General features: G+C 38.2%; 25 protein-coding genes and 1 pseudogene. 8 read left to right on the top strand and 18 right to left on the bottom strand.

From position 1 onward, the window contains the following. The first annotated feature begins 6 nt into the window (after nt 1-6). Entirely contained in the window at nt 7-702 is a 696-nt protein-coding gene (locus H7R46_RS06255; protein ID WP_000526530.1) for a response regulator transcription factor, read from the top strand. On the opposite strand, the gene H7R46_RS06250 is transcribed toward H7R46_RS06255, so the two are convergent. The 10 genes from H7R46_RS06250 to H7R46_RS06205 all read right to left on the bottom strand — a co-directional run bounded on the left by H7R46_RS06250 (nt 699) and on the right by H7R46_RS06205 (nt 11,017). Continuing rightward, entirely contained in the window at nt 699-2,027 is a 1,329-nt protein-coding gene (locus H7R46_RS06250) for a sensor histidine kinase (RefSeq protein ID WP_005068422.1), read from the bottom strand. The two genes, H7R46_RS06255 and H7R46_RS06250, sit on opposite strands and share 4 nt — an antisense overlap. Before the next feature lie 32 nt (nt 2,028-2,059). After that, nucleotides 2,060-3,106, bottom strand: coding sequence for an SAM-dependent methyltransferase (locus tag H7R46_RS06245; RefSeq protein WP_005068420.1), 1,047 nt, complete (start codon nt 3,104-3,106; stop codon nt 2,060-2,062). 8 nt (nt 3,107-3,114) lie between these two features. Further along, complete coding sequence (locus tag H7R46_RS06240) at nt 3,115-3,894, bottom strand: DUF1295 domain-containing protein (RefSeq protein ID WP_002119679.1); 780 nt, start codon at nt 3,892-3,894, stop codon at nt 3,115-3,117. 29 nt (nt 3,895-3,923) lie between these two features. Beyond that, on the bottom strand, nt 3,924-5,126 hold the full coding sequence (locus H7R46_RS06235) for an SAM-dependent methyltransferase (protein WP_005068416.1): 1,203 nt from the start codon (nt 5,124-5,126) through the stop codon (nt 3,924-3,926). Further along, the gene (locus tag H7R46_RS06230; RefSeq protein ID WP_005068413.1) at nt 5,123-5,914 is read right to left on the bottom strand and encodes a DUF1365 domain-containing protein; all 792 of its coding nucleotides are present in this window, start codon (nt 5,912-5,914) and stop codon (nt 5,123-5,125) included. Before H7R46_RS06230 ends, H7R46_RS06235 begins: the two co-directional genes overlap by 4 nt. A 21-nt stretch (nt 5,915-5,935) precedes the next feature. Continuing rightward, entirely contained in the window at nt 5,936-7,198 is a 1,263-nt protein-coding gene (locus tag H7R46_RS06225; protein WP_005068411.1) for an NAD(P)/FAD-dependent oxidoreductase, read from the bottom strand. Further along, entirely contained in the window at nt 7,195-8,166 is a 972-nt protein-coding gene (locus tag H7R46_RS06220) for an acyl-CoA desaturase (RefSeq protein WP_032012949.1), read from the bottom strand. The genes H7R46_RS06225 and H7R46_RS06220 overlap by 4 nt, the downstream gene beginning before the upstream one ends. A 119-nt stretch (nt 8,167-8,285) precedes the next feature. Continuing rightward, on the bottom strand, nt 8,286-8,849 hold the full coding sequence (locus tag H7R46_RS06215) for a lipocalin family protein (protein ID WP_005068405.1): 564 nt from the start codon (nt 8,847-8,849) through the stop codon (nt 8,286-8,288). A gap of 96 nt (nt 8,850-8,945) precedes the next feature. Next, nucleotides 8,946-10,349 (bottom strand): heavy metal sensor histidine kinase, encoded by a 1,404-nt coding sequence (locus tag H7R46_RS06210; RefSeq protein ID WP_005068403.1) that lies wholly within the window; start codon nt 10,347-10,349, stop codon nt 8,946-8,948. Continuing rightward, entirely contained in the window at nt 10,346-11,017 is a 672-nt protein-coding gene (locus H7R46_RS06205; protein WP_005068400.1) for a heavy metal response regulator transcription factor, read from the bottom strand. Before H7R46_RS06205 ends, H7R46_RS06210 begins: the two co-directional genes overlap by 4 nt. Before the next feature lie 125 nt (nt 11,018-11,142). Here H7R46_RS06205 and H7R46_RS06200 point away from each other — a divergent pair, with 125 nt between their 5' ends. After that, the gene (locus tag H7R46_RS06200; RefSeq protein WP_080631176.1) at nt 11,143-11,610 is read left to right on the top strand and encodes a GlcG/HbpS family heme-binding protein; all 468 of its coding nucleotides are present in this window, start codon (nt 11,143-11,145) and stop codon (nt 11,608-11,610) included. Between the two features lie 10 nt (nt 11,611-11,620). Then, nucleotides 11,621-12,022 (top strand): hydroxyisourate hydrolase, encoded by a 402-nt coding sequence (gene uraH, locus H7R46_RS06195; protein WP_005068395.1) that lies wholly within the window; start codon nt 11,621-11,623, stop codon nt 12,020-12,022. A 58-nt stretch (nt 12,023-12,080) separates the two neighbouring features. Here the strand turns inward: uraH and H7R46_RS06190 are convergent. After that, nucleotides 12,081-12,281 (bottom strand): annotated as a pseudogene (locus H7R46_RS06190) (hypothetical protein); the annotation flags it as partial. Between the two features lie 22 nt (nt 12,282-12,303). Continuing rightward, nucleotides 12,304-13,209 carry an NAD(P)/FAD-dependent oxidoreductase gene (locus H7R46_RS06185; RefSeq protein WP_014207182.1) on the bottom strand — a complete coding sequence of 302 codons (906 nt, stop codon included), beginning with the start codon at nt 13,207-13,209 and terminating at the stop codon, nt 12,304-12,306. Nucleotides 13,210-13,314: 105 nt separating this feature from the next. Between H7R46_RS06185 and H7R46_RS06180 the strand changes: the two genes are divergently transcribed. Continuing rightward, on the top strand, nt 13,315-13,770 hold the full coding sequence (locus H7R46_RS06180; RefSeq protein WP_025469802.1) for an Rrf2 family transcriptional regulator: 456 nt from the start codon (nt 13,315-13,317) through the stop codon (nt 13,768-13,770). A gap of 105 nt (nt 13,771-13,875) precedes the next feature. On the opposite strand, the gene H7R46_RS06175 is transcribed toward H7R46_RS06180, so the two are convergent. From H7R46_RS06175 to H7R46_RS06160, 4 genes are read right to left on the bottom strand one after another with little or no spacing between them, the layout of a single operon-like run. Beyond that, entirely contained in the window at nt 13,876-14,583 is a 708-nt protein-coding gene (locus H7R46_RS06175) for a membrane integrity-associated transporter subunit PqiC (RefSeq protein WP_005068387.1), read from the bottom strand. Continuing rightward, nucleotides 14,573-16,240: an intermembrane transport protein PqiB gene (locus H7R46_RS06170; RefSeq protein ID WP_031945288.1), complete on the bottom strand. Its 1,668-nt coding sequence runs from the start codon at nt 16,238-16,240 to the stop codon at nt 14,573-14,575. The genes H7R46_RS06175 and H7R46_RS06170 overlap by 11 nt, the downstream gene beginning before the upstream one ends. A 7-nt stretch (nt 16,241-16,247) precedes the next feature. Then, nucleotides 16,248-17,057, bottom strand: a complete 810-nt coding sequence (locus H7R46_RS06165; protein WP_005068382.1) for a paraquat-inducible protein A — start codon at nt 17,055-17,057, stop codon at nt 16,248-16,250. After that, nucleotides 17,054-17,662: a paraquat-inducible protein A gene (locus tag H7R46_RS06160; RefSeq protein WP_005068380.1), complete on the bottom strand. Its 609-nt coding sequence runs from the start codon at nt 17,660-17,662 to the stop codon at nt 17,054-17,056. Before H7R46_RS06160 ends, H7R46_RS06165 begins: the two co-directional genes overlap by 4 nt. Nucleotides 17,663-18,669: 1,007 nt before the next feature. Between H7R46_RS06160 and aspT the strand changes: the two genes are divergently transcribed. Continuing rightward, entirely contained in the window at nt 18,670-20,355 is a 1,686-nt protein-coding gene (gene aspT / locus H7R46_RS06155; RefSeq protein ID WP_005068377.1) for an aspartate-alanine antiporter, read from the top strand. A gap of 56 nt (nt 20,356-20,411) precedes the next feature. After that, on the top strand, nt 20,412-22,010 hold the full coding sequence (locus H7R46_RS06150) for a bifunctional aspartate transaminase/aspartate 4-decarboxylase (RefSeq protein WP_005068375.1): 1,599 nt from the start codon (nt 20,412-20,414) through the stop codon (nt 22,008-22,010). Nucleotides 22,011-22,087: 77 nt separating this feature from the next. On the opposite strand, the gene H7R46_RS06145 is transcribed toward H7R46_RS06150, so the two are convergent. After that, the gene (locus H7R46_RS06145) at nt 22,088-22,642 is read right to left on the bottom strand and encodes a TetR/AcrR family transcriptional regulator (protein WP_005068373.1); all 555 of its coding nucleotides are present in this window, start codon (nt 22,640-22,642) and stop codon (nt 22,088-22,090) included. A gap of 1,096 nt (nt 22,643-23,738) precedes the next feature. Beyond that, a complete protein-coding gene (locus H7R46_RS06140; RefSeq protein WP_182924258.1) occupies nt 23,739-24,212 on the bottom strand; it encodes a hypothetical protein in 474 nt (157 codons plus the stop codon). Between the two features lie 50 nt (nt 24,213-24,262). On the opposite strand from H7R46_RS06140, the gene H7R46_RS06135 reads away from it, so the two are divergent. Together H7R46_RS06135 and H7R46_RS06130 are read left to right on the top strand one after the other, a co-directional pair. Beyond that, nucleotides 24,263-25,407, top strand: a protein-coding gene (locus H7R46_RS06135; RefSeq protein ID WP_085944219.1) for an IS3 family transposase whose coding sequence is annotated in 2 segments (ribosomal slippage) — nt 24,263-24,527 and nt 24,527-25,407 — 1,146 coding nt in all. Because the reading frame shifts where the segments join, the coding sequence is not laid out codon by codon here. A 521-nt stretch (nt 25,408-25,928) separates the two neighbouring features. Beyond that, complete coding sequence (locus tag H7R46_RS06130; protein WP_016806139.1) at nt 25,929-26,162, top strand: hypothetical protein; 234 nt, start codon at nt 25,929-25,931, stop codon at nt 26,160-26,162. Nucleotides 26,163-26,208 lie beyond the last annotated feature (46 nt).

Below are 26,208 nucleotides of genomic sequence, written 5' to 3'. Positions count from 1 at the left end.
AATCTCATGGGTAATCACTTTATCCTCATGGTTGAGGACCATTTTGAACTTGCAGCAACAGTCTGTGAATTTCTTGAAGTGCATGGTTATGTTGTCGATCATGCACGTAATTTAGATGCTGCACGAACTTTTCTCAAATCTCAGCATTATCATCTTTTGTTGCTCGATATAAATTTGCCTGATGGCTCAGGTTATGACCTATGTAACTGGCTACGTACCGAACAAGGCGTTGATATTCCCGTTCTTATGCTCACAGCAAGAGATACTTTAGATGACAAACTTAAAGGTTTTACTGCTGGCACAGATGATTATTTGGTAAAACCTTTTGATTTTAATGAATTAGTGATGCGGATTCGTGCATTAATAAAAAGAGCAGCTGGTGAAGTCACCCATCATAAAATTCAGATTCACGACTTAATTCTTGATAGCGCAACTCAAACCGTGGTTCGTGCCGGAAATAATATCGAGTTACCCCCTATTCAATTTAAACTATTAAAAATTTTGATGCGCCAGTCTCCAAAAGTGGTAACCAAGCAAGAACTGATGATGGAATTATGGGGTGATGAAGAGCCTGAAAGTGATGCGTTACGCAGTCACATTTATAACTTAAGAAAAATGGTTGATAAACCTTTCGACCCTAAACTATTACATACAGTGGCAGGTGTCGGTTTAAAAATTGCTTTGGAAGATTCCGCGACTTAACTTAAATAGACCACAACAATTAAGCCTGTGGTTGGCTCCAAATCGAGTTCAGGATGAGTGGTTAAATAATATTGTCGATCAAACAGCTCCACTCTCCATCCTAATTGCTTGCAAAGCTTTTGTACCAATTGCAAACCAATGCCATGACCTTTAGCCTTTAAGGAAAGTTGTGAGTCGCTGAGCTCTTGCACCTTTACATCGTTAGGTAAAGAAATTCCAATTCCGTTATCTGCAATAATCAGGCTGTTTTTTTGTTGAATAATGTCGATTTGTGAACCTTGAGAATAGTTAAGCGCATTACGTAAAATATTACCTAAAACCATTTGAGTCATAGAAGGATATAACCAGCGTGGCTGCTCAGCTAAGTCTGAATGAATACTAATATGTATTCCTTTACTCACACTCATCACTTCTAAACTTTCAACTAGATCATTTACTGTTTTAGATAATAAATTTTTCTCAGATGGCAAGCTCTGTACCGTATTACGTGCAATCGCAAGTAAGGTATCAACGAGCAACTGCATATCTTCAATTGTGTTATGAAGACGGACTAAAGATTTATCGTCTCCATATTTCGCCTGACACAGTTGCACATTACCTTTCAAAATCGTGAGCGGAGTGCGTAACTCATGGCTCACATCTCCAGTAAATTCTCTTTCACGTCGAATAAAATCACTTAAAACTTGATGATATTTTTCTAAAGCTTGTTTGAGATATTCGGCTTCCATGTTGCCATTGGTATTAATATCTCTAAAAGGAGATGCCTGAGTATCTTGATGTGCCCAATCAATATTTTCTAAAGCGTTCGCTAAGCGCGTAATTGGGGAAAAATAGCGTCTTGCTCTTCGGTTTGACCACCACAAAAAGCTATATAAAACAGATAAGCTGAACATCAGTGGAGCAAGGCCAAATAACCAGATCAGCTTATTAACATTGCTTTCGCCAAATACCAATAGAACATGTTGACCATTACGCTCACCATAGACCGTCATTCGTTCTTTACCATCAACGAATACTCGGTGCACGCCACTTTCTAAATGCATGCCCCGAAAAGGTTGAGGCGCGACCTGTGTATTCCACCGATATCCATATAAATTTTTAGTATCTGGTAAGTCTGCATTTGGGTTACGTTCTATACGTAACCAGTAATGCTCCATTTCCTGTTCTAAAGCGGTTTTAAGTAAAGACCCCTTAATCACCCAAGCACTACAAGCCAACCCGACCACGATCGATAATGCAATCAGACCAATTTGCAACCAGTAATATCGATTGAACATTTGGGCTAATGGATGACTCGTTTTGCCATCATGTCGAGTTTTTATCATATCTTTATCGCCGGGATAGGCTATAGAAATTACTATGATCGCTTTTTAAATAAAAAGTGACCAATGACCCATTCTTGACCTTGCTCAAAACCAAATAACTCAGCACAAGCCATAAAGAAAATACGCCAGCGTTGCCACCAAATATTGGCATCTTTTCCATAGATTTTTTTAAACAGTGGCTTTAGTTCGACTTCTTGATTATCCATATTATCAAGCCAAGCATTTGCCGTTCTCATATAATGCTCACCCGACCACTGCCACTGTTGAGCCAACTCTAAATGCTCTTGAAAATGCAAAAAAGTCGAAGTCGAAGGCATTAAACCGCCAGTAAAGAAATACTTGGACATCCAATCATAATCTGATTTCACTTCAAAAGGATAATGTAAAAAGCGATGGCAAAAAATATGACACCAAAGTAAGCCGTCTGCTTTTAACCAACCCTGAATTTTTTCAAAAAGACGTTGGTAATTACGGACGTGTTCAAACATTTCAACCGATAGAACACGATCAAACTTGTCTTGGTCTAAGTCGAGTACATTCACATCACAGGTAAGCACTTCAACGTTGGTTAAACCCCTTAACTCTGCTTGCCGAAGAATATGCTTTTTCTGCGTTGCAGAATTTGAAACAGCCGTAATCTGTGAGCGTGGATAGTTTTCTGCCATCCACAAAGTTAAAGATCCCCAACCACAGCCTAACTCTAAAATCTGTTGACCGTTTTTAAGTTGCGCTCTTTCACAATAAAGCTGAAGAGCCAACTCTTCTGCCTGATCTAAAGTTGTCGTTTTAGTTGGAAAATAGCACGCACTATATTTAAGTCTTTTTCCAAGCATCGCCTGAAAAAACTCGGTCGGCAATTCATAGTGCTGCTCGTTTGCCTTATCCGTTTCAACCGCGATTTCGCTCTTCTTCAGCATATTAAGCACATCCATGTAGCGCTGTGCTCCTTGTTCAGGGTCATAACGGCCTTCTTGGATTAAGCGCTTTTTACTTAAAGCACGAATTGCAGCTCGAATTGCATGATCTGGAATCACACCACTTTCAACAATTTTCAAAGACTGATGAACAATAAAATCCATATGCGCACCTATTTTTTGGGTTTTCGCGGAATAAACATTGATGTTTTTTGTTGATAATCAAGATAATTTTGACCGCGACTTTTAATTGCTTGTTTTTCACTAAATGGAATACCCGTGACGTAATATAAAAATAGCCACATCAGTAACGGATAAATCCACAATACATATTGGCCTGCCGCTAAACCAATAATTGGATAGGCAAACCAGTGTAACCATTCAAAAAAATAATTGGGGTGACGTGAATAACGCCATAAACCCTGATCCATCGTTTTGCCATGATGATCTGGATTTAATTTAAATCGGTATAACTGCTGATCAGCGAGCTGCTCTCCAATGAAAGCAATTGCCATGATGACAGCAGCAATTACTAAAGCGACTTTATATCCACTACTCCATTCAGTTGCCTCTACATTGAGGAGCATCCACATCGGCAAAAAGAACAAAAGCACTAAAAGTGTTTGAAAGATAAAAAAGAATAAAAAGCCAATATGCTGAAACTTACCCATCGCTTTACGCATGCTCGCGTAACGGCCATCTTCTTTTTGTTCAGATTGATAACGTCTTAACAGGTGCCAAAATAATCTTAAAAACCATAAGCCGCTAAAAATACCAATAAAAAGGCGCACTTCAACTGGGGCAACTGAAATGAGTAAAGAAGACACGATAATGTTTACTGCCAGACAGAAACTCCATGCAGCATCTACTATTCCAGCTCGGCCATTTAGAGTGGCAAGTAGCCAGCTCAGCAACATGATCATTAAATCTAGAATCAGTAAATTCCAAAACATGAGCAGTCTCCTTACTTGAGCTGTTTGAGCTAGTAACTGGTACTTTCAAACAACAAGTGAACATTGCTTATCACGCCTTCTTTAAAACCGCCTTCGCAATAACATAAATAGAAATCCCACATCCGAATGAAGTTTTCATCGAAACCTAGAGCCAATACTTGTTCCCGCGCTGCTAAAAAACGCGCTCGCCAGTGATGAAGTGTTTGTGCATAACTTAAACCAATATCATTTAAATGCTTCAACCTTAAACCACTCTCAGAGGCGGTTTGAGTCAATACACTTATGCTAGGGATAAAGCTACCAGGAAAAATATAGCGCTTAATATAATCAACTGTATTTAGTGCTTTTTTATATCGGAAATCTTCAATGGTAATGGCTTGAATAAATGCCAAACCTTTCGGTTTTAAGAGTGCTTTACATTGATCAAAGTATGTCGATAAATATTGCGCACCAACCGCCTCAACCATCTCAATTGAAACCAGCTTATCGAACTTACCTTCGAGCAAACGGTAGTCTTTAAGTTGCACATCAATTCGATGTGCCAAGCCAGCTTCATTTACACGAGTAACGGCTTCATCATATTGAGCTTGTGAAATGGTAATGGTGGTTACTCTACAGCCATAATGTTGAGCTGCATAAATTGCAAAACCACCCCACCCACTTCCAATTTCAACCAAATGATCTAGTGGTTTTAAATCTAACTTTTTACAAATGATCTCTTTTTTTAAATCAGATGCTTCTTCGAGAGTCATGTTTTCATTTTCAAAAACGGCGCTCGAATACATTAAAGACGGATCTAAAAATAATTTAAAAAAGTCGTTGCTTAAGTCGTAGTGCTCGGCGATATTTTTACGGCTACCACTTATAGAATTCTTTCGATTTTTTTGATACCAAGCTTTAAGAAAAAACTGGCTCGCTTGAGCAATAACATTCTGGTTGATTTGGTCCAATACAGCTCGATTACGTGCCAAGATCTGAATCAACTCGACAAGGTGCTCGCTGCTCCAGTCACCACGGATGTAGCCTTCTGCTGCTCCCAAAACACCATTTTTTAAAATCAGATCCATCAATAAAGGATTGTGAACTTCAATCACAGCATGTAAGTCTGAAACTTCACCGACCGTCCCATTCCATGCGCCCTGAAAAGTGATCTGTCCATGACGTAGTTTGAGAAGACTCTTGAGCAATAACGGTAGTGAGTCATCTTCACCATATAGAAATGTTTTTATCATGTCTTATCTACCTTGATCTTTTTAGGATGACGATAAAATGGAACTTTTTTTCGCCACAACTTAAATGCCTCTAAATATATTGAAAACAACATTTTAAAAGGTGCTAGGCTGTTTATAAGAGCATATCGATATTGCTGTGAAGGAAATGTGATGGGCACAAGCTCAAAACGCATAGTGGCATCAAAGACTTGTTTTTGCTCTTCAAAAAGCTGCATGTGAATGACATTCTGCTGATCTGAAAAACTAAATCGCCAACGGTAAGTCAACTGCATGGGCATGAACGGCGAAACATGAAATGATTTTTCAAAGTTAAAATCGAAACTTTGATAGTCACCTACCTGTCCTTGTTGTTTTATACAGTCATGTGTATAGACTTTTCGTTCATTCCACGGGGTATTGGTGATTTCACTAAGAATAAAGAGCGGTTTTCCAGCTTTATTTAAAACAAAATAAAATACGACCGAATTAAACCGAAAACCCAAACAACGAGGCAAAGCCAACACTCGAATTTGCCAGTCTGGCCGAAGATGTAAGTGATTATTTTGCAGTATCGCTTTCTCTACTCTATCTCTTATAGAACCGTGATACATGTTTAAAAAATCATTTTTAGATAGTTTTAATACATTCCAGTGATCCGTCGACCAAAGTGAACAATCTTTTGTGATATCAACTAATTGATCTGGATCGAACCATAAATAATTTAAGGTCGATGTAAACTCATGCGGTTTAGGGCTATAACGCCGATGACGAATAAGCGCAGGAGCGATAGCAAGTTTATTTAATAACATTTGAAAGCTCCTTATTTATTCTTATAACACTAAGAGTTGCTCAACAACACGTGCTGCACTACGGGCACCATCTTCATGAAAGCCCCAGCCCCAATATGCTCCACAAAACGAAGTCCGATTTTGCCCATTAATTTCGTGCCAACGAGATTGAGCTTGAATCGCTTTTGCATCAAATACGGGATGACGGTATTGCCGCTCAACCAAGATGTCTTCGGCTTTGATTTTCATATTCGGATTTAAAGTGCAAAAAACCTGAGTAGCGCAAGGTAAATTCTGCAAATTGTTCATCCAGTAGGTAAAACCATAATGTATGTCGGACTCATCGTTTTGAACTTGAGAAGTTGGTGTTACATGTACATGCCAGCTTGCCCACTGCAAACGGCTTTTAGGCATAATTGAAAGATCACGATGGACGACCATTCGATTATCTTGATAACCAAATTGGCTTAATATTTCTTGTTCAAGCTCTGACGCATCTTTAATTACATTTAGGCTATCATCAGCGTGGCTTGCAAAAATCACCCAGTCATATTGGGCTTTACCTTCAACGGTTTCGATCAACACAGTTTCTGGTGAACGACTCACAGCTTTTACTTCTGCAAATTTCCACTCAATGGATCGGCATTTTTTTTGAATAGCACGAATATAGCTTGCCGAACCATGTTTAACTGTTTGCCATTGTGGGCGGTCTTTTAACTGCAACATGCGGTGATGTTGAAAAAAGCTCACCACAAATCGATATGGAATTTGTCCTACTTGCTCAACAGGTGCCGACCATAAGGCACCGCACATCGGATAAAGATGTTCATAACGAAACTCATGACTATATTTGTGAAGGTCCAAATAGTCTTCAATCGATAAATTTGGATCAATATCCGCCACATCTATATCTTTATTATCATCATAAAAACGCAGCAAATCTGAGAGCATTTGCAGAAATTTTCGGTTTAAAAAGTTCTGCGGACGGGCAAAGAGCGACCATTTTTTTGAAGGATTATATTGAAGTCCACTGACCAGATTATTCACAGAAAAACTCATATCGCTGCATTGAGTTTCTACGCCTAATTTTTTAAGCATGTCGGTAAATAACGGATAGTTGTAGTCATTAAACACAATAAAACCACTATCTACCGCGACTTTAGTGCCTTCTATCTCTAGCTCGTGAGTGTCAGTATGACCGCCAAAATAATTATTTTTTTCATACACAGTGACTTGATGTTGTTCTGACAATCTCCAAGCTGCGTAAAGTCCAGATATACCCGAACCAATAATGGCAATTTTCATAACACTTCACCGTTTTCAATTTTTTCTATCGATAAATTTTTAATCTTTTTGTATTGATAAACCTTGTCTGGTACTGGCTTTAGCCCCCACACCAAACCAAATAAAGACATCAGTTTGAGCACATAAAAAGTGATATCAATCTGCCACCAATAAAAGCCTTGACGCACACTACCCGCGTAAAAATGATGGTTGTTGTGCCATCCTTCACCCAAGGTAATTAAAGAAAGTAGGAAGTTATTACGGCTATCATCTGGGGTGTTAAACTCACGTGAACCATAACTATGAGCGAGTGAATTAATACACAAGGTTGCATGTGTTAATAGAACAGTGGAAATCACAAATCCCCACACCAAAAGCTGTAAACCATTGGTGCCCAACTCAGGGAAATGTTGTGCAAGCCATGAACCTAATCCATAAATTGCTAAGGCCGTCAAAATCACAATAGGCAAACTAAATCGGTCTAGCCAAATCAGCTCTGGATATTTCAACCAGTCTTTAATGACTTTTTTTCGAGTAGCAAAATTTTGCTCATTTAAAAACCAGCCTACATGCGAATACCAAAAGCCTGCTTTTGCTGAATGCGGGTCCTGATCGGTGTCGGTAAAGTGATGGTGATAACGGTGATGGGCTGCCCACCATAAAGGTCCGCGCTGCGCACTCATGGTTCCGATCAGTACAAAAATGAATTGAACAATACGTGATGTCTGAAAAGTTTTATGCGAAAGATAGCGGTGGAAAAAAGCAGTAATTGCAAACATGCGAAGAAAATAAAACCCCAGCATGAAGATCACAGCAAACCAAGATACGCCCACCCAAAATGCAGCTAAACAAGCGATATGTAATAAAATAAAAGGAATAATTCTTAACCATTGAATTTTCTTTTCAATGACATATTCGCTAGAAGCACCCACTTGCGCATTTTCTGAATCTGACCAGCTATCGATCCAGCGCAGAAAAAATTTAGACATTGATTCTTCCTGATCTAAAGCATTTCTTTTGGTTCTAATTTAGAAAATGCGCAATGAATTTTATGTGAAGTTCACTCGGTTACGAGATAAATATAAGCATCTACGCAACCAGCATTTCACTATTTAGATTGTGTTGTTTTAACGAGTTTAGAAACGTCGTAGCCATAGCTTTTCGCGGTTTGCAGATAAGATTGATATGTCGCCTCATCAAGTTGAGGGCTACGAGAAAGAATCCATAAATATTTATGGCTTGGACCACCCACTAAAGCGACCTGATAATTTGGGTCAACTCTTAAAACCCAGTAATCGCCTTTTGTAAAAGGAATCCATCTAAGACCAGAAGGTAAAAAGCTCACCTTCAATTTACTGTTGCCTTCATTTTGCGGATAAGCAACTCCTTCAGATGAGATCATTTCGCCTTTTTTTGTCGTACAGCTATTTAAAACACCAACGGTTTTGTCCGCGTTAATAGAATAGTTTGCAGTTGTATTGGCTACACAATTACGCTGAAAAAACATCGGTAAATGCGCAATTTCATACCACTTACCTGCGTATTTATTAATATCAATAGAATCAACAGCGACAGGTTTAGTATTGGTGTCTGCAAAGGTGCTCAAAGGAAGCATTAAACTGACCGCTGCAAGGCTACTGCTGATGACAAATGATTTAAATAATAATTTCATGATTGCCCTCTTCTGTTTATTTCATACGTTTAAACATACGTCAGAGGGCTGTGAACAAAGTGTGAATTTTAAAAATTAAGCAACATTAATAAGGATTTAATTGTATTTCTTTAGAGCATCTGCAACTGGAAAATCAAGCTCAAAGCACACACCCTCAACCGTGTTATAAACTCGATAGCGGCCATGATGTAGATCCATAATTGAAGCAACAATCGACAAACCTAATCCACCTGTTTGATTCTCATCACTTCGACTTGAATGGCATTGGTAAAATCTTTCAAAAAGATGCTCAAGTTGATGTTCAGCAATTGAAATACCACCCGTTACCACAGTCAGACTCACCCATTGCTTATGCTCAATCATCTTATGTTTTGTTGCGATATAAATAGTTCGCTTGTCGCTACCGTGAACCAACGCATTTAAAATCAGGTTATAAACGGCTCTTTGAAAAAGCTCAGGATCTGCAAATAACGTTTGAGCTTCTAAGTTAAAACTAAAATGACAGTCTTGTTCCTCGGCCTGATATTCAAAAATCTGGCATAGCCTATCCATAACATCTTGGAGGTTTATTTCTTGTTTATTTACAAGCACCATTTTCTGATCGGCTCTTGCCAAGAAAAGCATGCTATCAATCATGCGTTTTAATCTGTGGTAATCGTCTAAATGAGAAACCAGTAAATCTTCATATTGTTCAACCGAACGTTCGCCAGTTAAGGCAATCTCGGTTTGCCCAATCAGATTATTTAAAGGTGTGCGGAACTCATGTGCGATATCTTCAGAAAAACGGTTGAGCTGCGTATAGCCCTTTTCAATACGCTCAAGCATGTGGTTTATATCTTTTGAAAGCAGATCAACTTCTAAAGGTGAATTTGGGAGGTTTAACCGTTTCTGTAGCTGATTTACGTTAATAGAATGAGTTTGCTTGCGAAGCTGTTGTAGCGACTTTAAACCTAAATGACACACTAAAATGCAAAGCACAAAGATCGCAAACACGCCCCCGACCACATACATCAAGAGACTTTCTTGAAAAGGTAAAAGAATATTAATGCGTTCCGACCATTGTTTACCTGCAATGAGCAGATAAGGTTCGTTATTAATTTTTATGGATTTCCAAGCAATGCGCGTTGGATAGGGGTTGTTAGATAAATCTTGAAATTGAAGACTGTCGCGCTGTGCAAGTTCAGGTAGTTGAATGTGAAGCGGATTGATATTAATTAAAGTTTTGTCTTTATGAATAAGCAGAAATAAGTTGTCTTGATTGCCAAGCATGTTTTGATACAGCTTAGGCCGCGCAATAATTTGCTCTACATTTTCGCTATCTTGTAGCAAAATTTCCAAACGGTTAATTCTGTCTGCTAAAGCTTTATCTTGTTGCTTTAATAAAATCTGGTTAATACCCAAATAGGTCATAAAGCCGACTGAACATAAAATTAAGGCAGAACAGAGCGTGACCAGTAATGTAATACGGACTTCAAGAGAACGCACAAATTTAAAGTTCATAAGCTAACCGAAATTTTATAGCCCAAGCCACGTATGGTATGAATAAGTTTTAATTCATATCCCTCATCAATTTTGCTTCGTAAACGGCGTACAGCGACATCAATAAAGTTTGTATCAGTGTCAAAGTTAATATTCCAAACTTCGGAACCAATTTGTCTGCGCGTCACAATTTGCTCTTTGTTGAGCAACAAATAACGCAACAAATTAAATTCGGTTTTACTCAGCTCAATTAAGTTGCCACTACGCCATACTTTATGAGCAACCATATCCATTTTTAGATCACTAATAGACAACTCATTTTCTTGCAGATATTGCTGTCGTCTTAACAGACTTTTAATGCGTGCCAACAGTTCAATATAGGAAAAAGGTTTAGCTAAGTAATCATCTGCTCCCAACTCCAAACCTTTCACTCTATCCATCACCTGATCTTTCGCCGTTAAGAAAATCACCGGAATTTTTGAAAACTGGCGTAGGACTTGTAATACGCTCCAGCCGTCTATGTCTGGCAGCATGACATCAAGAATAAGCAAGTCATATTGTTCTCTCTTTAGCATTTCCAAACCTTGCAGCCCTAAGTGAACACACTCCGCTTGATATCCAGACTCTTTTAATCCTTTGACCAAATAAGTGGCGATCTTGATCTCGTCTTCAATAATAAGGATACGCATTTTGTAGAGACTCATTTGAAAGATGACAACTTTGTAATGTGATTGTCATGCTTGAAATTAAGCAATTTGTTTAGGATTTTCAAAGCGACATAGAGGCAATCATTATGAAAAAATTGAACTGGCTGATGTTAGCAACCGTGCTATTCGGTAATAGTACTTTTGCACAGCCCCCTGCTTTGAATCAAGTTTATTCGTTAGATATAAAAACTGCCCATCTGTTAGCCGACAGTGCAAAAGAGGCATGCAAAAAATTAAATCAAAATATTGCGGTTGTTGTTGTAGATCGCGGCGGTAATCCATTAACTGCCGAACGACATGAGTTGGTGGGACCGCATAACTTAATGGCTGCCGAGAAAAAAGCCTATACCGCGTTATCTACCAAAACATCGACCTTAGTTTTAAGCCAAAACAGTAACCAAAACCCCGACGCAAAAAATTTAACCACCGTAGCAAATTTACTTTTGTTAGGCGGTGGCGTACCTGTCCGTTTTGAGAACCAAGTGATCGGCGCGATTGGAGTTGCAGGTGCTGGCGGCGCACAAAATGACAATCAATGCGCAAGCAAAGCCATTGAAACCGTTTTTCATTCATAAGGAGTTCACCATGACTAAATCATTTATTGCTTTATCTTCGTTATTTATTGCTTCGGCTACATTTGCACAAACTAATCCGCTAAGTGTGCATGTGTTAAATCTAGAAACGGGTTTACCCTCTTCTCAGGTTGAAGTCGTTTTAGAGAAAAACACCAATAACCAGTGGGTTAAACTCAACCAGCAAGTGACCGATTCAAATGGTCGTATTACTGCGCTCTATCCAGAAAATAAAAAACTAGAGCAAGGAGTTTATAAAGTCACCTTTAAAACTGAAGACTGGTTTAAGAAGAACAAACAACAAACTTTTTTTTCCGAGGTTCCAGTAATTTTTAAAGTCGATGGAAGCGTAAATCACTACCATATTCCGTTACTACTTAGCCCCTACGGTTATTCAACCTATAGAGGCAACTAAAAATAAAACCCCTTTATCTGTTTGCACAAATAAAGGGGTTTGTTACAAGCGCTTGGTTTTACGAACAAACACCATTGCTAATAACGGATTTTTTGTTTGAATCTAGCGCCACAATTGAAGAAGAAACCGTATTAATGATTTGAGTCATTGCTTCACTTGAAGCATTCACAATACCTTCCATCTTTTTAGTTTTTTGTTCAATTGGCTGCTTAAAAGCAATTCGACAATTGAGCTGAGATCCTGCATTCGTAATGATCTTAGTAGAATGCAGTTTTCCTAATTTAGGATGAACCATTAAGAATAAGCGAACGGTGAGCGCTTACCCCTGCCATCATTCCATCTGCAACTGCGAATGGTACCGAACCACCTAAACGTGCAATATCACCGCAAGCAAAAACCCCTTTTACCGTGGTGTCTTTTGTCGCGTTTGTTTTGATTATTTGTCCAAACGGCGTGTCTTCGACTTCACATCCAAGCTCGGCCAGCCAAGGTTGAGTAATATATGTACGTGTTGGAATAAACAGTCCATCCAGAGCAATAACCTTTCCATCGGTAAACACAATCTCTGCCTCACCTCTGATTTCCTGAATAAGACATGGCTCTACAATCACTCCACGTTTTTGTAAGGAAGTATGCCATTCTGTATGAATGAGTTGATCATTTCCATTAAGTAAAAGCGTGGTTGGGCCCCAATCAGGTAGCATCATTGCCAATTGTAAGCTGTGTTCTGAAGTGGCCAAGATACCGATTTTTCCTTGTTCTAATTCATATCCATGACAATATGGACAGTGAAAAACTGTTTTTCCCCATCTTTCAGCTAAACCCGGTATTTCGGGCAACTGGTCGGTCACTCCTGCCGCAATAATAATTTTTTTAGTTTGAATGGAATACACCCCATCAATACAAATACAAAAGCCTTCATCTATTTTTGCGATTTTTTTAACTCCTCCATTTTGCCAGTGAACAGTGCTATATGCTTCTAATTGTTTTTTTGCAATTTCAATAATTTCACTAGCTTGAGTTCCATCTTGTGTAAGGAATCCATGAGAATTTTCAGCAAAACGATTTCTTCTTTGCCCTGCATCAATTATCGCAATGTTTCTACGTGCACGGGCTAACGGCATTGCTGCCGATAAACCCGCATAACTGCCGCCAATAATCGCAACGTCGTACAGCATTTTGTCCACCCTTAATAAGTAACTTATGAAGTTACATTAATGCTTTTTATTTTAATTTGCAACTTTTCATGTTACATTTTATATATTCTATTAATCGCGCTGTTTTTTGTGCTTATGCGTACCGACAATAAACTTTCCCGAATACTTCATGTGCTTTTACATATGGCGAGGCAAAATCGCAGTTTTACTTCTGAAGAAATTGCAAAAATGCTATCAACTAATCCTGTAGTTATCCGTCGTACCATGATTGGGTTAAAACAGGCTAACTTTGTACAATCAGAGAAAGGGCCTGGCGGTGGTTGGCACTTAATAGGAGATATAGAAAAAATTACGCTTCTTGATATTTATAAGGCTGTTGGTGAACCTACAATTTTTGCAATCGGCAATGAAAGAAAAAATCCGGAATGTGCTGTAGAACAAGTCGTCAATGCAGCTCTAGATACAAGTATTCAAGCTGCACAGGCGATTTTGATTCAACGTTTAAAAGAAACTACCCTAGCCGATCTTGCAAGATCATTTGATCAAATTTGTATTGAAAAAGGATGGGATTTAAAACACTCACATGAGTAAATTTTTCCTCACAGCTTTTAACTAACAACTAAAGAACTCAAAACAGGATGGAATTATCAAATTTTATCCGGCATTTAACCGGATAAAACGTGTATAGATTTAATATTAAGAACAAACACCATTGCTAATAACCGATTTTTTGTTTGAATCTAGCGCCACAATTGAAGAAGAAACCGTATTAATGATTTGAGTCATTGCTTCACTTGAAGCATTCACAATACCTTCCATCTTTTTAGCTTTCTGATCAATCGGTTGCCTAAAAGCAATTCGACAATTGAGCTGAGATCCTGCATTCGTGATGACTTTTGCATTATTTGACTCTAATTGAGTGGGCGGTATTTGACGCTTCACTACCCAAGACACCGCAATATTAATATAGCTTTTATCTACAATATCAAAATGAGAAAAGTCTGTAGAAACTCGATATAAAGGCTGATTGTTTCCAGCTAGCCCACTGCTATAACTGTCAATTGCCCCTAATTTTTGCTGTAAACCCGCCGACAAGGTATCGCGTAATTGCGTACCCATGGTTGATGTCCAGCGCTCATTGTTTAACACCGTAGACTTACCACTACTGTCTTGGAGTACCAAAGGCGCACGGTCCAATCGGTCTGGAATCCCGACGGGTAATACCTCAATCACCTGCACAGTTGATTTTGTAGCCGCAGTAATTTTAGGGGACATCGTATAATAATTTGGCGTTGGCGAACTCGAACATGCCGTCATGGCAACAGCCGTTAAAAACAGGCCGCTCCCAAGCAGCCATTTGGCTGCTTTAGGATGTTGAAAAGATAGAGTGTTTTTATTTTTCATCATCGGTCTCTGGTGTCTTACCACGAATAATTGATTCAGGATGTTGCTCAATATAGTCTGCCATTAACTGTAATGAAGCAGCTGCACGTGTCATTTGCTGCAATGCTTTACGTACGTCTTGTTGTAACGGCGCATCGCTCGACAAAATAGACTCTGACGATCTTACAGTTTTACGAACATCGTCTAAGGTTGCTTGTAAACCAGGTGCAACTTTTCCATCTAACTGTTTAACCAGTTTGTCGGTAGACTCAATGGCTGTGTTCATATTGTTGAGCGTTTTACGTACATCTTGCCCAATCTCAACTAACGGGAATTTAGTTAACTTGTCAGCAATCTGAGAAACTTGTGCTTGTAAGCCACTCAATTCAGTTGGTGTAGTTGGAATCACTACACGGTCATCACTCAAAATTTGTAATGTGGCTGGCTTAGCTTTAGGGAACTTATCTAGGGCAATATAGTTTTGGCCCGTGAGAAGGTTGCCTGTTCTCATTTGAGCACGCCATCCATGTTCAACAAAATCTTTGAAAATATTGCTGTTTGGATTGAGTGCTTGACCATTTTCAACACGTGAAGGATAAATAACCGCCTCAACACGCATACGAATCTGCTTATAGTTGTTATAAAACTCTGCATTAATCGATTTAACATTACCAATTTCAATGCCCATGAAATCAATTGGCGCGCCAACAGACAGTCCACGTAATGAATGATCAAAGTACATGATCACACCGCGAGGTTGCCCGTCAGGGTCTTTTAATGCCTCAGATTTCGAGTCCCATAGATTAAAGCGACTATGATTTGCCGCTGTAGTAGCACGCGAACTTTCAGGAATTCCAAAAGCAATACCGCCCGCGACAATACTTGCCAGCGATTGAGTATCTAAACTAAATCCTGAAGCATTCAAGCTCACATCAATACCACTCGCCTGCCAAAACCGTGCGTCGGTGGTGACAAACTTGTCATACGGTGCACGGATAAAAGTTTGTAGCTCTACAGTTTTACCATCGTTAGACAATTTATAGGCTGTAATTTGGCCCACATTAATTCGACGATAATAAATTGGAGAACCGACATCTAAAGACCCCAAGTCATCTGCATTTAAGAAAAATTCTTTGCCCGGTACATCGGAAGTAATCACTGGCGGTACTTCTAAGCCAGTAAATTCGAGTTTTTTCTCTTCCGACTTACCACCATCCACTTCAATATATGAACCTGACAATAATGTGTCTATTCCTGAAACCCCACTCGTCCCAATCCGAGGTCGCACGACCCAAAACCGTGAATCTTTTGCGGCAAAGTTACTGGCATCTTTACGCAAATCAATTCTGGCAATCACGTGTGAACGGTCTTCTGAAAGATCAATCTGCCGTACTACGCCAATATCCACCTGTTTATAACGAACCGTTGTTTTACCTGCGACCAATCCCTCAGCCGTCCTAAAAGATACGTCAATGGTCGGGCCGTGAGACAAGAGCGCTTTTATCGCTAATGAAAGCGCGATTAAAAGAGCAATCAATGGAATGAGCCAAATTAAAAGAGGCTTCCACCGACTTTTCTTTTCTTGGGGTTCTGGCAAATCATTCACGCTATCCAGTTCAACATCTGGATCACGACGATCTGAGTTACCAGGGGTTATTTCATTTTCAGACATACTCATTGTTCTTTTATTGACTGGGATTAATGGAATCATTATTCAACGGCGGGTGTTCAGCCTGAATAATCTTGGTTTTGTTTGAGGCAAAAATAGAAGGTTTATTTGTATTTTGAGATGCGTAGAAGTTATCCCAAATAAGCCGTGGGTCAAAACTTAACGATGCAAACATGGTTAACACTACAACCGCACCAAAAGCGATCGAACCCGGCCCTGCTAAAATGGTAGCAAGTGATTGAATCTGAATGAGCGCTGTTAAAAGTGCCACCACAAATACGTCAATCATTGACCAACGGCCGATAAACTCGACAACTCGATATAATTTAACGCATTGCTCAGGTAAAAATTTCCATGCTGAAGATTGCTGAAGATATACCGCCACCAATAAAAAATACAAAATCAGTAGCTTTAGCATGGGAATAAAAATACTGGCCATGAAAATAACCACTGAAACCAGATAGTCTCCACTTTGCCAAAAGTAAATGACCCCACTCATGATGGTATCTTGCTGGCTACCCAACAATGAGTCAGTCACCGTCATTGGAAGTACATTGGCGGGAATATAGAGAATGGTCGCAGCTACCACTAAGGCAAAAGTTCGGTTTAAACTCGCTGGTTTACGTGAATGCAGCACGCTATTACAACGAATACAACGTAACACCTGATGGCTTTGGCCTAGACGTCTTTTTTCATTTTTCGCAGAATTTACGATGCCACAGCAGTGACACACAATTAATGAGAGATCTTTGGCTCTTGGGTATTGCTTAAGCACTGACCCTTGCTGTGAGCTTTGTGTTTGGGTCACATTTTTTATCGTTTTCATGGCAGTGACCTATCAATTTCATTCCATATATCACTCACCTTTATGGAAGTGATATAGACCAACAATACACTTAAAATCGCAAATGCCCATAACGCAATCTCGGGAATCACCAGCACCATTCCCATTAACTTCACAAGTGTGACCAAGATTCCGATTAAGAACACCTCAACCATTCCCCACACTCTCATAAAATAAAGTGTACGTAAGGCAAACACTAAAAATGTGGGTCTTTTCTTCAATACGCTTACTGTGCCCAACACATAGGAGAGTAATAACAGATAGGAAAGTGGCACAATAAAAGTGGTGATTAAAATAAGAATGCCAACAAAAGCCCGATCATAATGAAACATTACCCAGACCGCACCAAGTAAAGTGGTTTCAGAGATATTGCCCTGTAATTCAATTTTTACAATAGGAAAGCTATTGGCAATAACAAATACGATCAACGCCGTTAAGATTAAAGCCAACAGTGTCGAAAAAGGTTTGGTGTGCCGATAGAGTTCAGCACCGCAGCATAAGCAATAAGCTCTTTTTCCATAAGCAAGCGGGGTTCTACGATAGACAGTATCGCATTCCTCACAACCTGCTAATTCTTTAAGCTTCATAGTTATACTCTGAGATTTATAGTTTTAACTGTGTCACACAAAACTCTTTTTATTACTAAGGTAAATTAAAATATAAATCAATCGAAAAACTATCCAAGTCATCATAAATTTTGAGATGAAAATTACCGTGTACTGTTCAATATATTATTGAAACTGCTGAATAATCTGTACAAATTCTGTGGCCAAATTAAAATAGAACCTAAAAGTCAAAGGCTTAAGCTGAGATAACACAGTTTTATGACCAAAATATCTGAGATCAGCATGTGACAGCGCAGAACCATCAGAAATTTAGCATTTCTGAACAGTACGACATGTGAGTCATTGGGAAAACAGTACAAAAGAATAGCGTGTTGGTTATAGAGGCGGACAGAGATTTACTTAAAAATATGAGCGGTCATAGAGTAGTTCTAAAGTTTTTTTAATACCCATAACCCTCTCTTTTTAATATGATAATTTTAATTAGAATATAAAACCAAAACATTAATCACTTTTATATTCAAATATACATTCTATTCAAGAATAGCAATTTCAAATCTTATATTTTTCTTTAAAATAAATGTAATTATGAAGATTAATTTAAATATATTAAAAATTAATTTATGCGACACAATTATCAAAAAATTAATTTTAAGTAGATTGTTTTTTAATTTATATAAAAATTAAGACCAGTCTAACAATTAAAAATTAATTCTTTAAATATCAATATATTAAAAATTTATTTTCAAGATTAGATATAAGCAAGACGCTTTAATCTCATAAAATATTCTTTATATTATTGTAAATAAATTTTACCTTTCATTAAAAAATTAATAGTTGATTTAAACACTCAGAATTACCACCAGACCTTAGTTCACACGTATTTTAAGCACATTATTTTTTATAATTAAACTTAAGAAAACCACTAAACCTGAAGGTTTGCTTAAGTAATTTTCATACTGTATTTTAAAAATGAAAAATAAATAAATTTATATATTAAAGATAGAGCTAATAATAAAAGTGAGATCAAAATGATTGAATGGTTACAAGGTGTTTTAAAGCACAGCCCCGAAATATTATTGTTCTTATCACTCGCAATAGGCTTCTGGATTGGACAATTCCAGTTTGGAAAATTTCAGTTTGGTGGAGTCGCAGGCTCCTTACTCGTCGCAGTTGTTTTAAGCCTTATTGGCGTACCTGTCGATAACGGTGTTAAAGCAATTTTATTTGCTCTCTTCATTTACGCAGTAGGCTTTGAAAGTGGCCCTCAGTTTTTTAAATCACTGGGTCCACAGTCCATAAAAGAAATTTTATTAGCAGTATTCATGGCAGTGTGTGGTTTAGTCACTGTTTTAGTGATGGCTAAAATTTTTCATCTCGATAAAGGCTTGGCTGCGGGTCTCGCTGCGGGCGGCATGACTCAATCAGCCATTATTGGGACTGCGGGAGATGCAATTTCTAGACTCGATCTCCCACTCGCAGAAATTCAAAGACTTCAAGCAAATGTCGCGATTGGCTATGCGGTCACTTATATTTTCGGTTCATTGGGAGCAATTATTGTCTGTGTGAATATCTTGCCTAAATTTATGGGTAAAGAAATTCACGACGATGCTTTAAAAGCTCAAAGTGAACGACTGAAAGGTGCTTTTGAATTAGCCCCAGGCCAAGAACTGGCAATGCCCGAAATTGTTGGCCGTATTTATAAAGTTAAACAAGCCAATGGGCAAACTATTGCGGAAATTGAAGCAAAAGAGCCGAGTATTACGATTGAACGGTTAAAACGTAAAGATCAGTTTATTGATGTCGCTCCCGAGCTAACTTTACAAACAGACGATGTCATTTTACTGGTTGGTCGCCGTGCCAATGTAGTTTCAGTTGCCGAGCAAATCGGTAGCGAATTACAGTCATCGCAAGGTATGGAAATGATTATGGATACCAGCGATGTCATCCTAAGAAATTCCAAATATCTCAACCGCACCTTAGGAGACATTAAGGCCAATACGCCTGCGTATTTAAAGCACGGTATTTATGTACTTGCAATTAAGCGTAACGATGAGACACAACCTTTAAGTGATGACACCGTTTTACGACAAGGCGATGTGGTCACCGTATACGGTACAAAAAGCGACCTCGACCGCTTGGTGAAAGAAGCAGGTAAAGCCTTACCTGAAAGCTTAAAAACGGACTGGATTTTTCATGGTGCTGGCCTTGTGGTTGGTTTGGTGATTGGTCTATTTGTGATTCGTTTGGGTGATGTGCCATTAACTCTGGGTGCTGGTGGCGGTGCTTTACTATCAGGTCTTCTGTTTGGTTGGATTCGAAGTCGAAATCAGGTGCATGGCAATATGCCTTTAGCAGCTTCACAGCTTCTTAAAGATTTGGGACTTGCGGGCTTCGTTGCTGCTGTCGGCTTACAATCAGGTTTACAAGCTATTCAAACCATTAAAGAAAGTGGTCTTTCACTCTTTATGATTGGAGTTGTGGTAACACTGGTTCCTCTCCTACTTTCCATGCTCTTTGCTCGTTATGTTCTGCGTTATGACAACGTTGCAGTAATGGCAGGTGCACTATCTGGTTCACGCAGTGCAAACCCTGCATTTGGTGCAATTTTAGACAAAGCAGGAAACTCGATTCCGACCGTTCCATTTGCAATTACCTATGCCCTAGCAAATGTGTTCTTAACCTTGCTCGGACCACTGATCGTAGGCTTGGCCTGATTTTATACATTGAATTAGAAATTTTATTCATCTCACTATAATTAAGGAGACGTCCCATGGGGAAAGTCGATTATTCTAAATATGCAAAACTCAGCCCATTTGAGCTTAAAGATAATTTAATAGAATTAGCTCAAAGCAGAACTGACCGAATGATGCTAAATGCTGGGCGTGGTAATCCGAACTTTCTTGCGACTATCCCACGTCGAGCATTCTTCCAACTGGGTCTGTTTTCTGCGACCGAATCCGAATTTTCATTTTCCTATATGCCGGAAGGTCTAGGTGGCTTCCCGCGCCCCGTTGGACTCCAATCACGTTTTGATAACTTCATTTTGGAAAACCGCGACAAACCCGGTGTGGTCTTTTTAGGCAAAGCAGTGTCTTATGTGCGCGACCAGTTAGGCTTAGACCCAGATCTTTTTTTACTTGAAATGGTTGAAGGAATTTTAGGGTGTAACTATCCAGTGCCAGACCGAATGCTTCGAGTGAGTGAAACCATTATTAAAGAGTACGTCTTACGAGAAATGGGCGTACAAGGCATGCAAAAAAGAGACTTAGATTTGTTTGCGGTTGAAGGCGGAACAGCCGCAATGGCCTATATTTTTAACTCATTAAAAGAAAATAAAATTATCAAAAATGGCGACCGTATTGCCATTGGTAGCCCTATTTTCACGCCATATCTTGAGATTCCAAAACTCAATGACTACCAGCTTGAAGAAGTATTAATTGCGGCAGACCCTAAACTCGATTGGCAATATCCAGAGTCGGAGCTTAGAAAGTTAGAAGATCCGTCTATTAAAGCGTTCTTTTTAGTCAACCCAAGTAACCCACCATCGGTAAAAATGAGCGATGAAGGTCTTGCGATTTTGGCTGATATCGTCAAAAAACGCCCAGATCTGATTATTTTGACAGATGACGTTTACGGTACATTTGCCGATAACTTCAAATCACTATTTGCGATCTGTCCTGACAATACAATTCTGGTTTATTCGTTCTCTAAATACTTTGGTGCGACTGGTTGGCGACTTGGTGTCATTGCGCTTTCAAATAACAATGTGCTTGATAAACAAATTGCGAACTTATCAAAAAAAGAAAAGAAAGAGCTTGAAGAGCGCTATTCATCTTTAACCACAGACCCAGCAAGCATTAAGTTTATTGACCGTTTAGTTGCAGACAGCCGTAATGTTGCTTTGAACCATACTGCGGGCCTATCTACCCCACAACAAGTTCAAATGGTTTTATTTGCCTTGTTTAATCTAATGGACTCACGTCAGAGCTACAAAAAAGCCGTTAAGTCTGTTGTACGTGAACGCGATGCGGCACTTTACAGACAACTTGGCGTCGAGGTTCCAACAGATCCAAATGCTGTGGACTACTACACCCTAGTCAACCTTGAAAACACATCACGGACTCTCTATGGAGACGAGTTTGCGGATTGGGTAATGAAAAATAAAAATCCGACCGAACTATTGTTTAGAGTTGCCGATGAAACAGGAGTGGTTTTATTACCCGGTTCTGGCTTTGGTGTGCAGCACCCTTCTGCCCGTGCATCTTTAGCTAACCTGAATGAATACCAATATGCCTCAATTGGTGATTCTCTCAGACGCTTTGCAGATGAAGCTTATGCAGAGTATTTAAAAACCAAAAAAGGCAAATAAGCACCTATATAAAGTGAGGCTCTAGCAGCCTCACTTTTTCCTTTCTGTTCTTTAATTTACTATTTCAGTTTTTCAATTTAAGCATTTATCTTTAAAAAGTAATCCAACAACTCATCAGGTTCTTCATTTTGGCTTGAACCTAAAAGACCAAAAATCGCACCATCAATCATAAATACAAAAATATCCGATTCTTCATACGTAGCCCTTTTTTTAGATTCTCGCAGGACCCAGAAAATTTCATTTTTAAGCCATCGTCTATACCGAATTGCGGTTTGATAGGCGTTTGGATAAAGCTTTTTAATTTCAAAAATCGCTTTAAACAACAGATAATACGCACCTGTTAAGTCCGCATGTAAAAGGTAGATTTGTCTAAGCTTAATAGCCAAATCTGAATATTGACGAGATTCACTTACCGCTCTCACTTTTTCTTTTAAGTGTTCTTTTTGAACCAACAAACACATTTCAATTAATCTTTCTTTGGAGTGAAAGTAGTTGTAAAAAGTGGCTTTAGAAATTTTAGTTTCACTAACAATTCGGTCCACCCCGACCTTGTTAAAGCCGTATTGTTTAAATAAATCTGCTGCTGTGTTAAGCGCTCGCGTCGCTCTAAATGAAACTTCTAAATTTTTCATGTATACCGCTTAAAATAATTTTTTGTTGTATATAAAAGAGATAGAAATGCCGTCACTCTTAAAATGAGCGCTAAATACAGGCATGCAAAAGCCGCACAATAATGGTGTGCTCACCTATCTCTGGTTTATTGTTGCTATGTTTTAGTCTTAACGATTCTTAAGATGTAGAAACCTAAAGTCGGTTAAATCGTTTTAAAGACTGTATAAACGGTATGGATAGAAAGAATTTGGCAAAGGTTGCCAACGAGAGAGAAGAAATAGTACGCATAACGGCGGACTCCTTTTGATTTAGAAGAGTCTTACCAATTACTGCTAAATAATGGTGGCAAGACTAGAAGGGTTAGCAGACTGGTACAAAAGGAAACCAGCACACCCGAAGGTGTCCCTCCTAGCCTCACCATAAAGGCGTGACTTAAGAGAACGCACAAAAACCAAAACAGCATTGTTGTGCGCCTTTTGTAGACGGTCTGCTAAAACCGACTGGCAATGTAGGCCAGCAGGCAAAGGATAATCGTCAAGGTTTAGAGTGTCAATGTAAGGTTGAATAGAAAATAGTTAAATAATTATTGTTTTTCATTCAATTAGATAGTTAAGCTAAATTCTAATTCAACTTAAATTTAAAGATATACAAATACTGCTAACGAATGGTGGCAAGACGAAAGAAGGTTGACAGACTAGTTAGACCCTAGCACACCCTAAAGTGTCCTACTTCCGTTTTGCCATAAAAAAGAAGGATAATCTTTAAATTTTAGACCGTCAATTTGGTTCCGAACATAAAATATCTCTTTCATTATTATTAAAATTCAATTAGATACTAAAGCTTAATAATAGCTAAGTTCTGCTTTAAAGAAGCTAAATAATTCGATTCAAAGTATGATTTGTAAATAAAAATTGATCAAAACAAAAAAGCCAACTCTTTCGAATTAGCCCTAATTACCTCACGACCACGTCTGTGAAAATTGCTTTTGATTTTATTGTTCGCAACAATCTTCATCAATTTTTGTTATGACTTTAAATTAACCTTTCTTTGTGACAATTCAATTAAAAAACACCGCCCGAAGGCGGCTTGTTGAAATTTGTATTTACCTCGTCATTTTCACTTTTTCAAAGTTTTGGTGAAAGCTTGAGAATTGAAATACTCGGTAATTTCCTCACCCTGATTTTCATTTTTTTCATAAGGTAAAGCGACTGAGTCAAACTCTAGCCTTAAGCTAATAAATTCAGGAATAAAGTTTTTGATGGGAGGTGGGGTTTTCGGGCCGCCTTCAGTAATTTTTTCAATGAATCCTGCGAGCCATAAAATATATTCATTTTCATGACTGTAATGCGGAATTAAACTTACATCAATTTTTACCTTACATTCATGGAGGGGTTTACTAAAAGCTTCATTGAAATCAATGTAGTTGTACTTTAGTTTAAATACGGTTCCTGCTATTTCTTTACGAATAAAAGTCATCAGATTATTAAGGTTTTCAATGGTGTCATCTGAAAAGAGCTCATTTTCTTCAACTTTCCTATACACACTTTCTGCAAAAATCAGATATAGAGGTGGATCAGGAAATTTGAACAACACTTATAAGTGATATTTTGCTCCCCAAATGATGTTATAAACATCAATATATGGAGTATTTTATGGCACGTAGACCAAGAAGAAATCATTCAAATGATTTTAAAGCTAAGGTAGCACTTGCTGCGATTAAAGCAGAAAAAACACTTGCTGAATTGAGTGCTGAATTTGATGTTCATCAAAACCAAATTATCGACTGGAAAAATCAACTGATTTCAGCTTCCTCGCAAGCTTTCGATCAATCAAAAGCTCCAACAGAACCACCCATCGATCTAAAAAAACTACATGCAAAAATCGGTGAGCAGGCATTAGAAATTGATTTTTTAGAAGGTGTGTTGAAGAAACTGGGCCGCTTCAACCACAAAAGTTAATCGATGACTCACTTCAGATTTCAGTATCTAAGCAAGCTCAGCTGCTGAAAGTCTCCCGTGGTTGTTATTACTATCGCCCAAAACCTGTGAGTGCATCAGATCTGAAGCTGATGCGGTGTATGGATGAGTTACATATGCAATACCCTTTTGCAGGTAGCCGTATGATGCGTGATTTGTTGAATCGTCAAGGACATCATATAGGACGACGTCATACACGTACTTTAATGAAGAAAATGGGCATTAATGCGTTATATTGCAAACCAAATTTAAGCCAGGCTAATCAAGCTCACCGCAAATATCCATATCTGCTCAAAGGATTGGCTATTCAGCGCAGTAATCAAGTGTGGTCTACGGATATAACGTATATCCCTATGGCAAAAGGCTTTGTTTATTTATGTGCTGTGATTGATTGGCATAGCCGCAAGGTACTTGCGCATAGAGTATCGATTAGTATGGAGGTTACATTTTGCATAGAAACATTAAATGAAGCTATTGAAAAATATGGTCGACCTGAAATATTTAATACAGACCAAGGCAGTCAGTTTACCAGTGATGCATTTATTGATGTATTGAAATCAAATGACATCCAAATCAGCATGGATGGTAAAGGTCGATGGGTTGATAATGTGATGGTTGAACGATTATGGCGGAGCGTTAAATATGAAGAGGTGTATCTCAAAGCCTACAGCAATGTTTTGGATGCGAAGAAGCAATTAAACGCATATTTTGAATTTTATAATTTGAAACGACCTCATTCGAGTCTGGACAAAATGACTCCAGATGAGTTTTACTATGACCAGCTACCACAACAAAATAAGGTAGCTTAACTAGAGCAGAGTATCACTTATAAATAAGCTTTTAGTTGTTCAAACATGTGGGACCACCTCTTATTGAGGCATTAGGGTATCCCTATTTATTAAGTGGTATTTGGACTGCTCTTAAAGTAAGTATGCTTTAAGTTGTGTAACTTATTGTAAGATTAAGAAACATTAGGTAAGTATTGTACAATTATTATTAATAGATATTTCTAATTAATTTTCATTTTTTCTAAATAGTTATCATTCACAAATTATTTTCATAAAAAACAATAATATAAATATATATCTTATTATCCTTTCTTAAGCATAGTAATGAATATGGTTGAAAATAAAATGTACTTTTTTATAGTTTTTCAATATTAATCCAATTTAATTTATGAGAGTTTTAGAGGCAAAAATAAGTCAATGTATAAAAAACGTAAATAATGATAAAATACATCACATTTTAAGAAAGTGAATATTTTACATACATATTTCTTTAGGCGTTTAAGTCCATTATGCTTAAGTTATCTAATTGTTAAGTATGTATGATGGAACAGCAAACTTTATTACAAGAACTGAACTCACTCATTGAATACTACTCAAAAAGAACCGATTGCCCGCCTACTCGTATACGCATCGGCTACAGAGCTTATGCAAAACTGATGCAGTGCCCGCCTTTCGCCGATGAAGTGATGAACTCCGCCCTAGATCCAAATAAGCGAAAATATAAAAAGTTAAAAATTAAAATTACAAAAGATGATAATCAGTTGGAACTTGAGTAAGTTTTTAAGATTTCAAAATAAAAAGTTCTTCAACTCCCCTATTTAC

Source organism: Acinetobacter sp. BEC1-S18-ESBL-01 (assembly GCF_014169935.1).
In the GTDB taxonomy this organism is placed as follows: Bacteria; Pseudomonadota; Gammaproteobacteria; order Pseudomonadales; family Moraxellaceae; genus Acinetobacter; species Acinetobacter pittii.
This window is presented reverse-complemented; position numbering and strand designations above follow the sequence as displayed.

Excerpts from the sequence above, each read along its gene's own strand:
- H7R46_RS06210 (WP_005068403.1), bottom strand. The coding sequence starts at position 10,349 with ATGAACTTTAAATTTGTGCGTTCTCTTGAAGTCCGTATTACATTACTG.
- H7R46_RS06200 (WP_080631176.1), top strand. The coding sequence starts at position 11,143 with ATGTTAGCAACCGTGCTATTCGGTAATAGTACTTTTGCACAGCCCCCT.
- H7R46_RS06220 (WP_032012949.1), bottom strand. The coding sequence starts at position 8,166 with ATGTCTAAATTTTTTCTGCGCTGGATCGATAGCTGGTCAGATTCAGAA.
- H7R46_RS06230 (WP_005068413.1), bottom strand. The coding sequence starts at position 5,914 with ATGTTATTAAATAAACTTGCTATCGCTCCTGCGCTTATTCGTCATCGG.
- H7R46_RS06175 (WP_005068387.1), bottom strand. The coding sequence starts at position 14,583 with ATGAAAAATAAAAACACTCTATCTTTTCAACATCCTAAAGCAGCCAAA.
- H7R46_RS06180 (WP_025469802.1), top strand. The coding sequence starts at position 13,315 with ATGCGTACCGACAATAAACTTTCCCGAATACTTCATGTGCTTTTACAT.
- H7R46_RS06150 (WP_005068375.1), top strand. The coding sequence starts at position 20,412 with ATGGGGAAAGTCGATTATTCTAAATATGCAAAACTCAGCCCATTTGAG.
- H7R46_RS06160 (WP_005068380.1), bottom strand. The coding sequence starts at position 17,662 with ATGAAGCTTAAAGAATTAGCAGGTTGTGAGGAATGCGATACTGTCTAT.
- H7R46_RS06240 (WP_002119679.1), bottom strand. The coding sequence starts at position 3,894 with ATGTTTTGGAATTTACTGATTCTAGATTTAATGATCATGTTGCTGAGC.
- H7R46_RS06170 (WP_031945288.1), bottom strand. The coding sequence starts at position 16,240 with ATGAGTATGTCTGAAAATGAAATAACCCCTGGTAACTCAGATCGTCGT.
- H7R46_RS06245 (WP_005068420.1), bottom strand. The coding sequence starts at position 3,106 with ATGGATTTTATTGTTCATCAGTCTTTGAAAATTGTTGAAAGTGGTGTG.
- H7R46_RS06145 (WP_005068373.1), bottom strand. The coding sequence starts at position 22,642 with ATGAAAAATTTAGAAGTTTCATTTAGAGCGACGCGAGCGCTTAACACA.
- H7R46_RS06130 (WP_016806139.1), top strand. The coding sequence starts at position 25,929 with ATGGAACAGCAAACTTTATTACAAGAACTGAACTCACTCATTGAATAC.
- H7R46_RS06215 (WP_005068405.1), bottom strand. The coding sequence starts at position 8,849 with ATGAAATTATTATTTAAATCATTTGTCATCAGCAGTAGCCTTGCAGCG.
- uraH (WP_005068395.1), top strand. The coding sequence starts at position 11,621 with ATGACTAAATCATTTATTGCTTTATCTTCGTTATTTATTGCTTCGGCT.
- H7R46_RS06235 (WP_005068416.1), bottom strand. The coding sequence starts at position 5,126 with ATGATAAAAACATTTCTATATGGTGAAGATGACTCACTACCGTTATTG.
- H7R46_RS06225 (WP_005068411.1), bottom strand. The coding sequence starts at position 7,198 with ATGAAAATTGCCATTATTGGTTCGGGTATATCTGGACTTTACGCAGCT.
- H7R46_RS06250 (WP_005068422.1), bottom strand. The coding sequence starts at position 2,027 with ATGATAAAAACTCGACATGATGGCAAAACGAGTCATCCATTAGCCCAA.
- H7R46_RS06255 (WP_000526530.1), top strand. The coding sequence starts at position 7 with ATGGGTAATCACTTTATCCTCATGGTTGAGGACCATTTTGAACTTGCA.
- aspT (WP_005068377.1), top strand. The coding sequence starts at position 18,670 with ATGATTGAATGGTTACAAGGTGTTTTAAAGCACAGCCCCGAAATATTA.
- H7R46_RS06205 (WP_005068400.1), bottom strand. The coding sequence starts at position 11,017 with ATGCGTATCCTTATTATTGAAGACGAGATCAAGATCGCCACTTATTTG.
- H7R46_RS06165 (WP_005068382.1), bottom strand. The coding sequence starts at position 17,057 with ATGAAAACGATAAAAAATGTGACCCAAACACAAAGCTCACAGCAAGGG.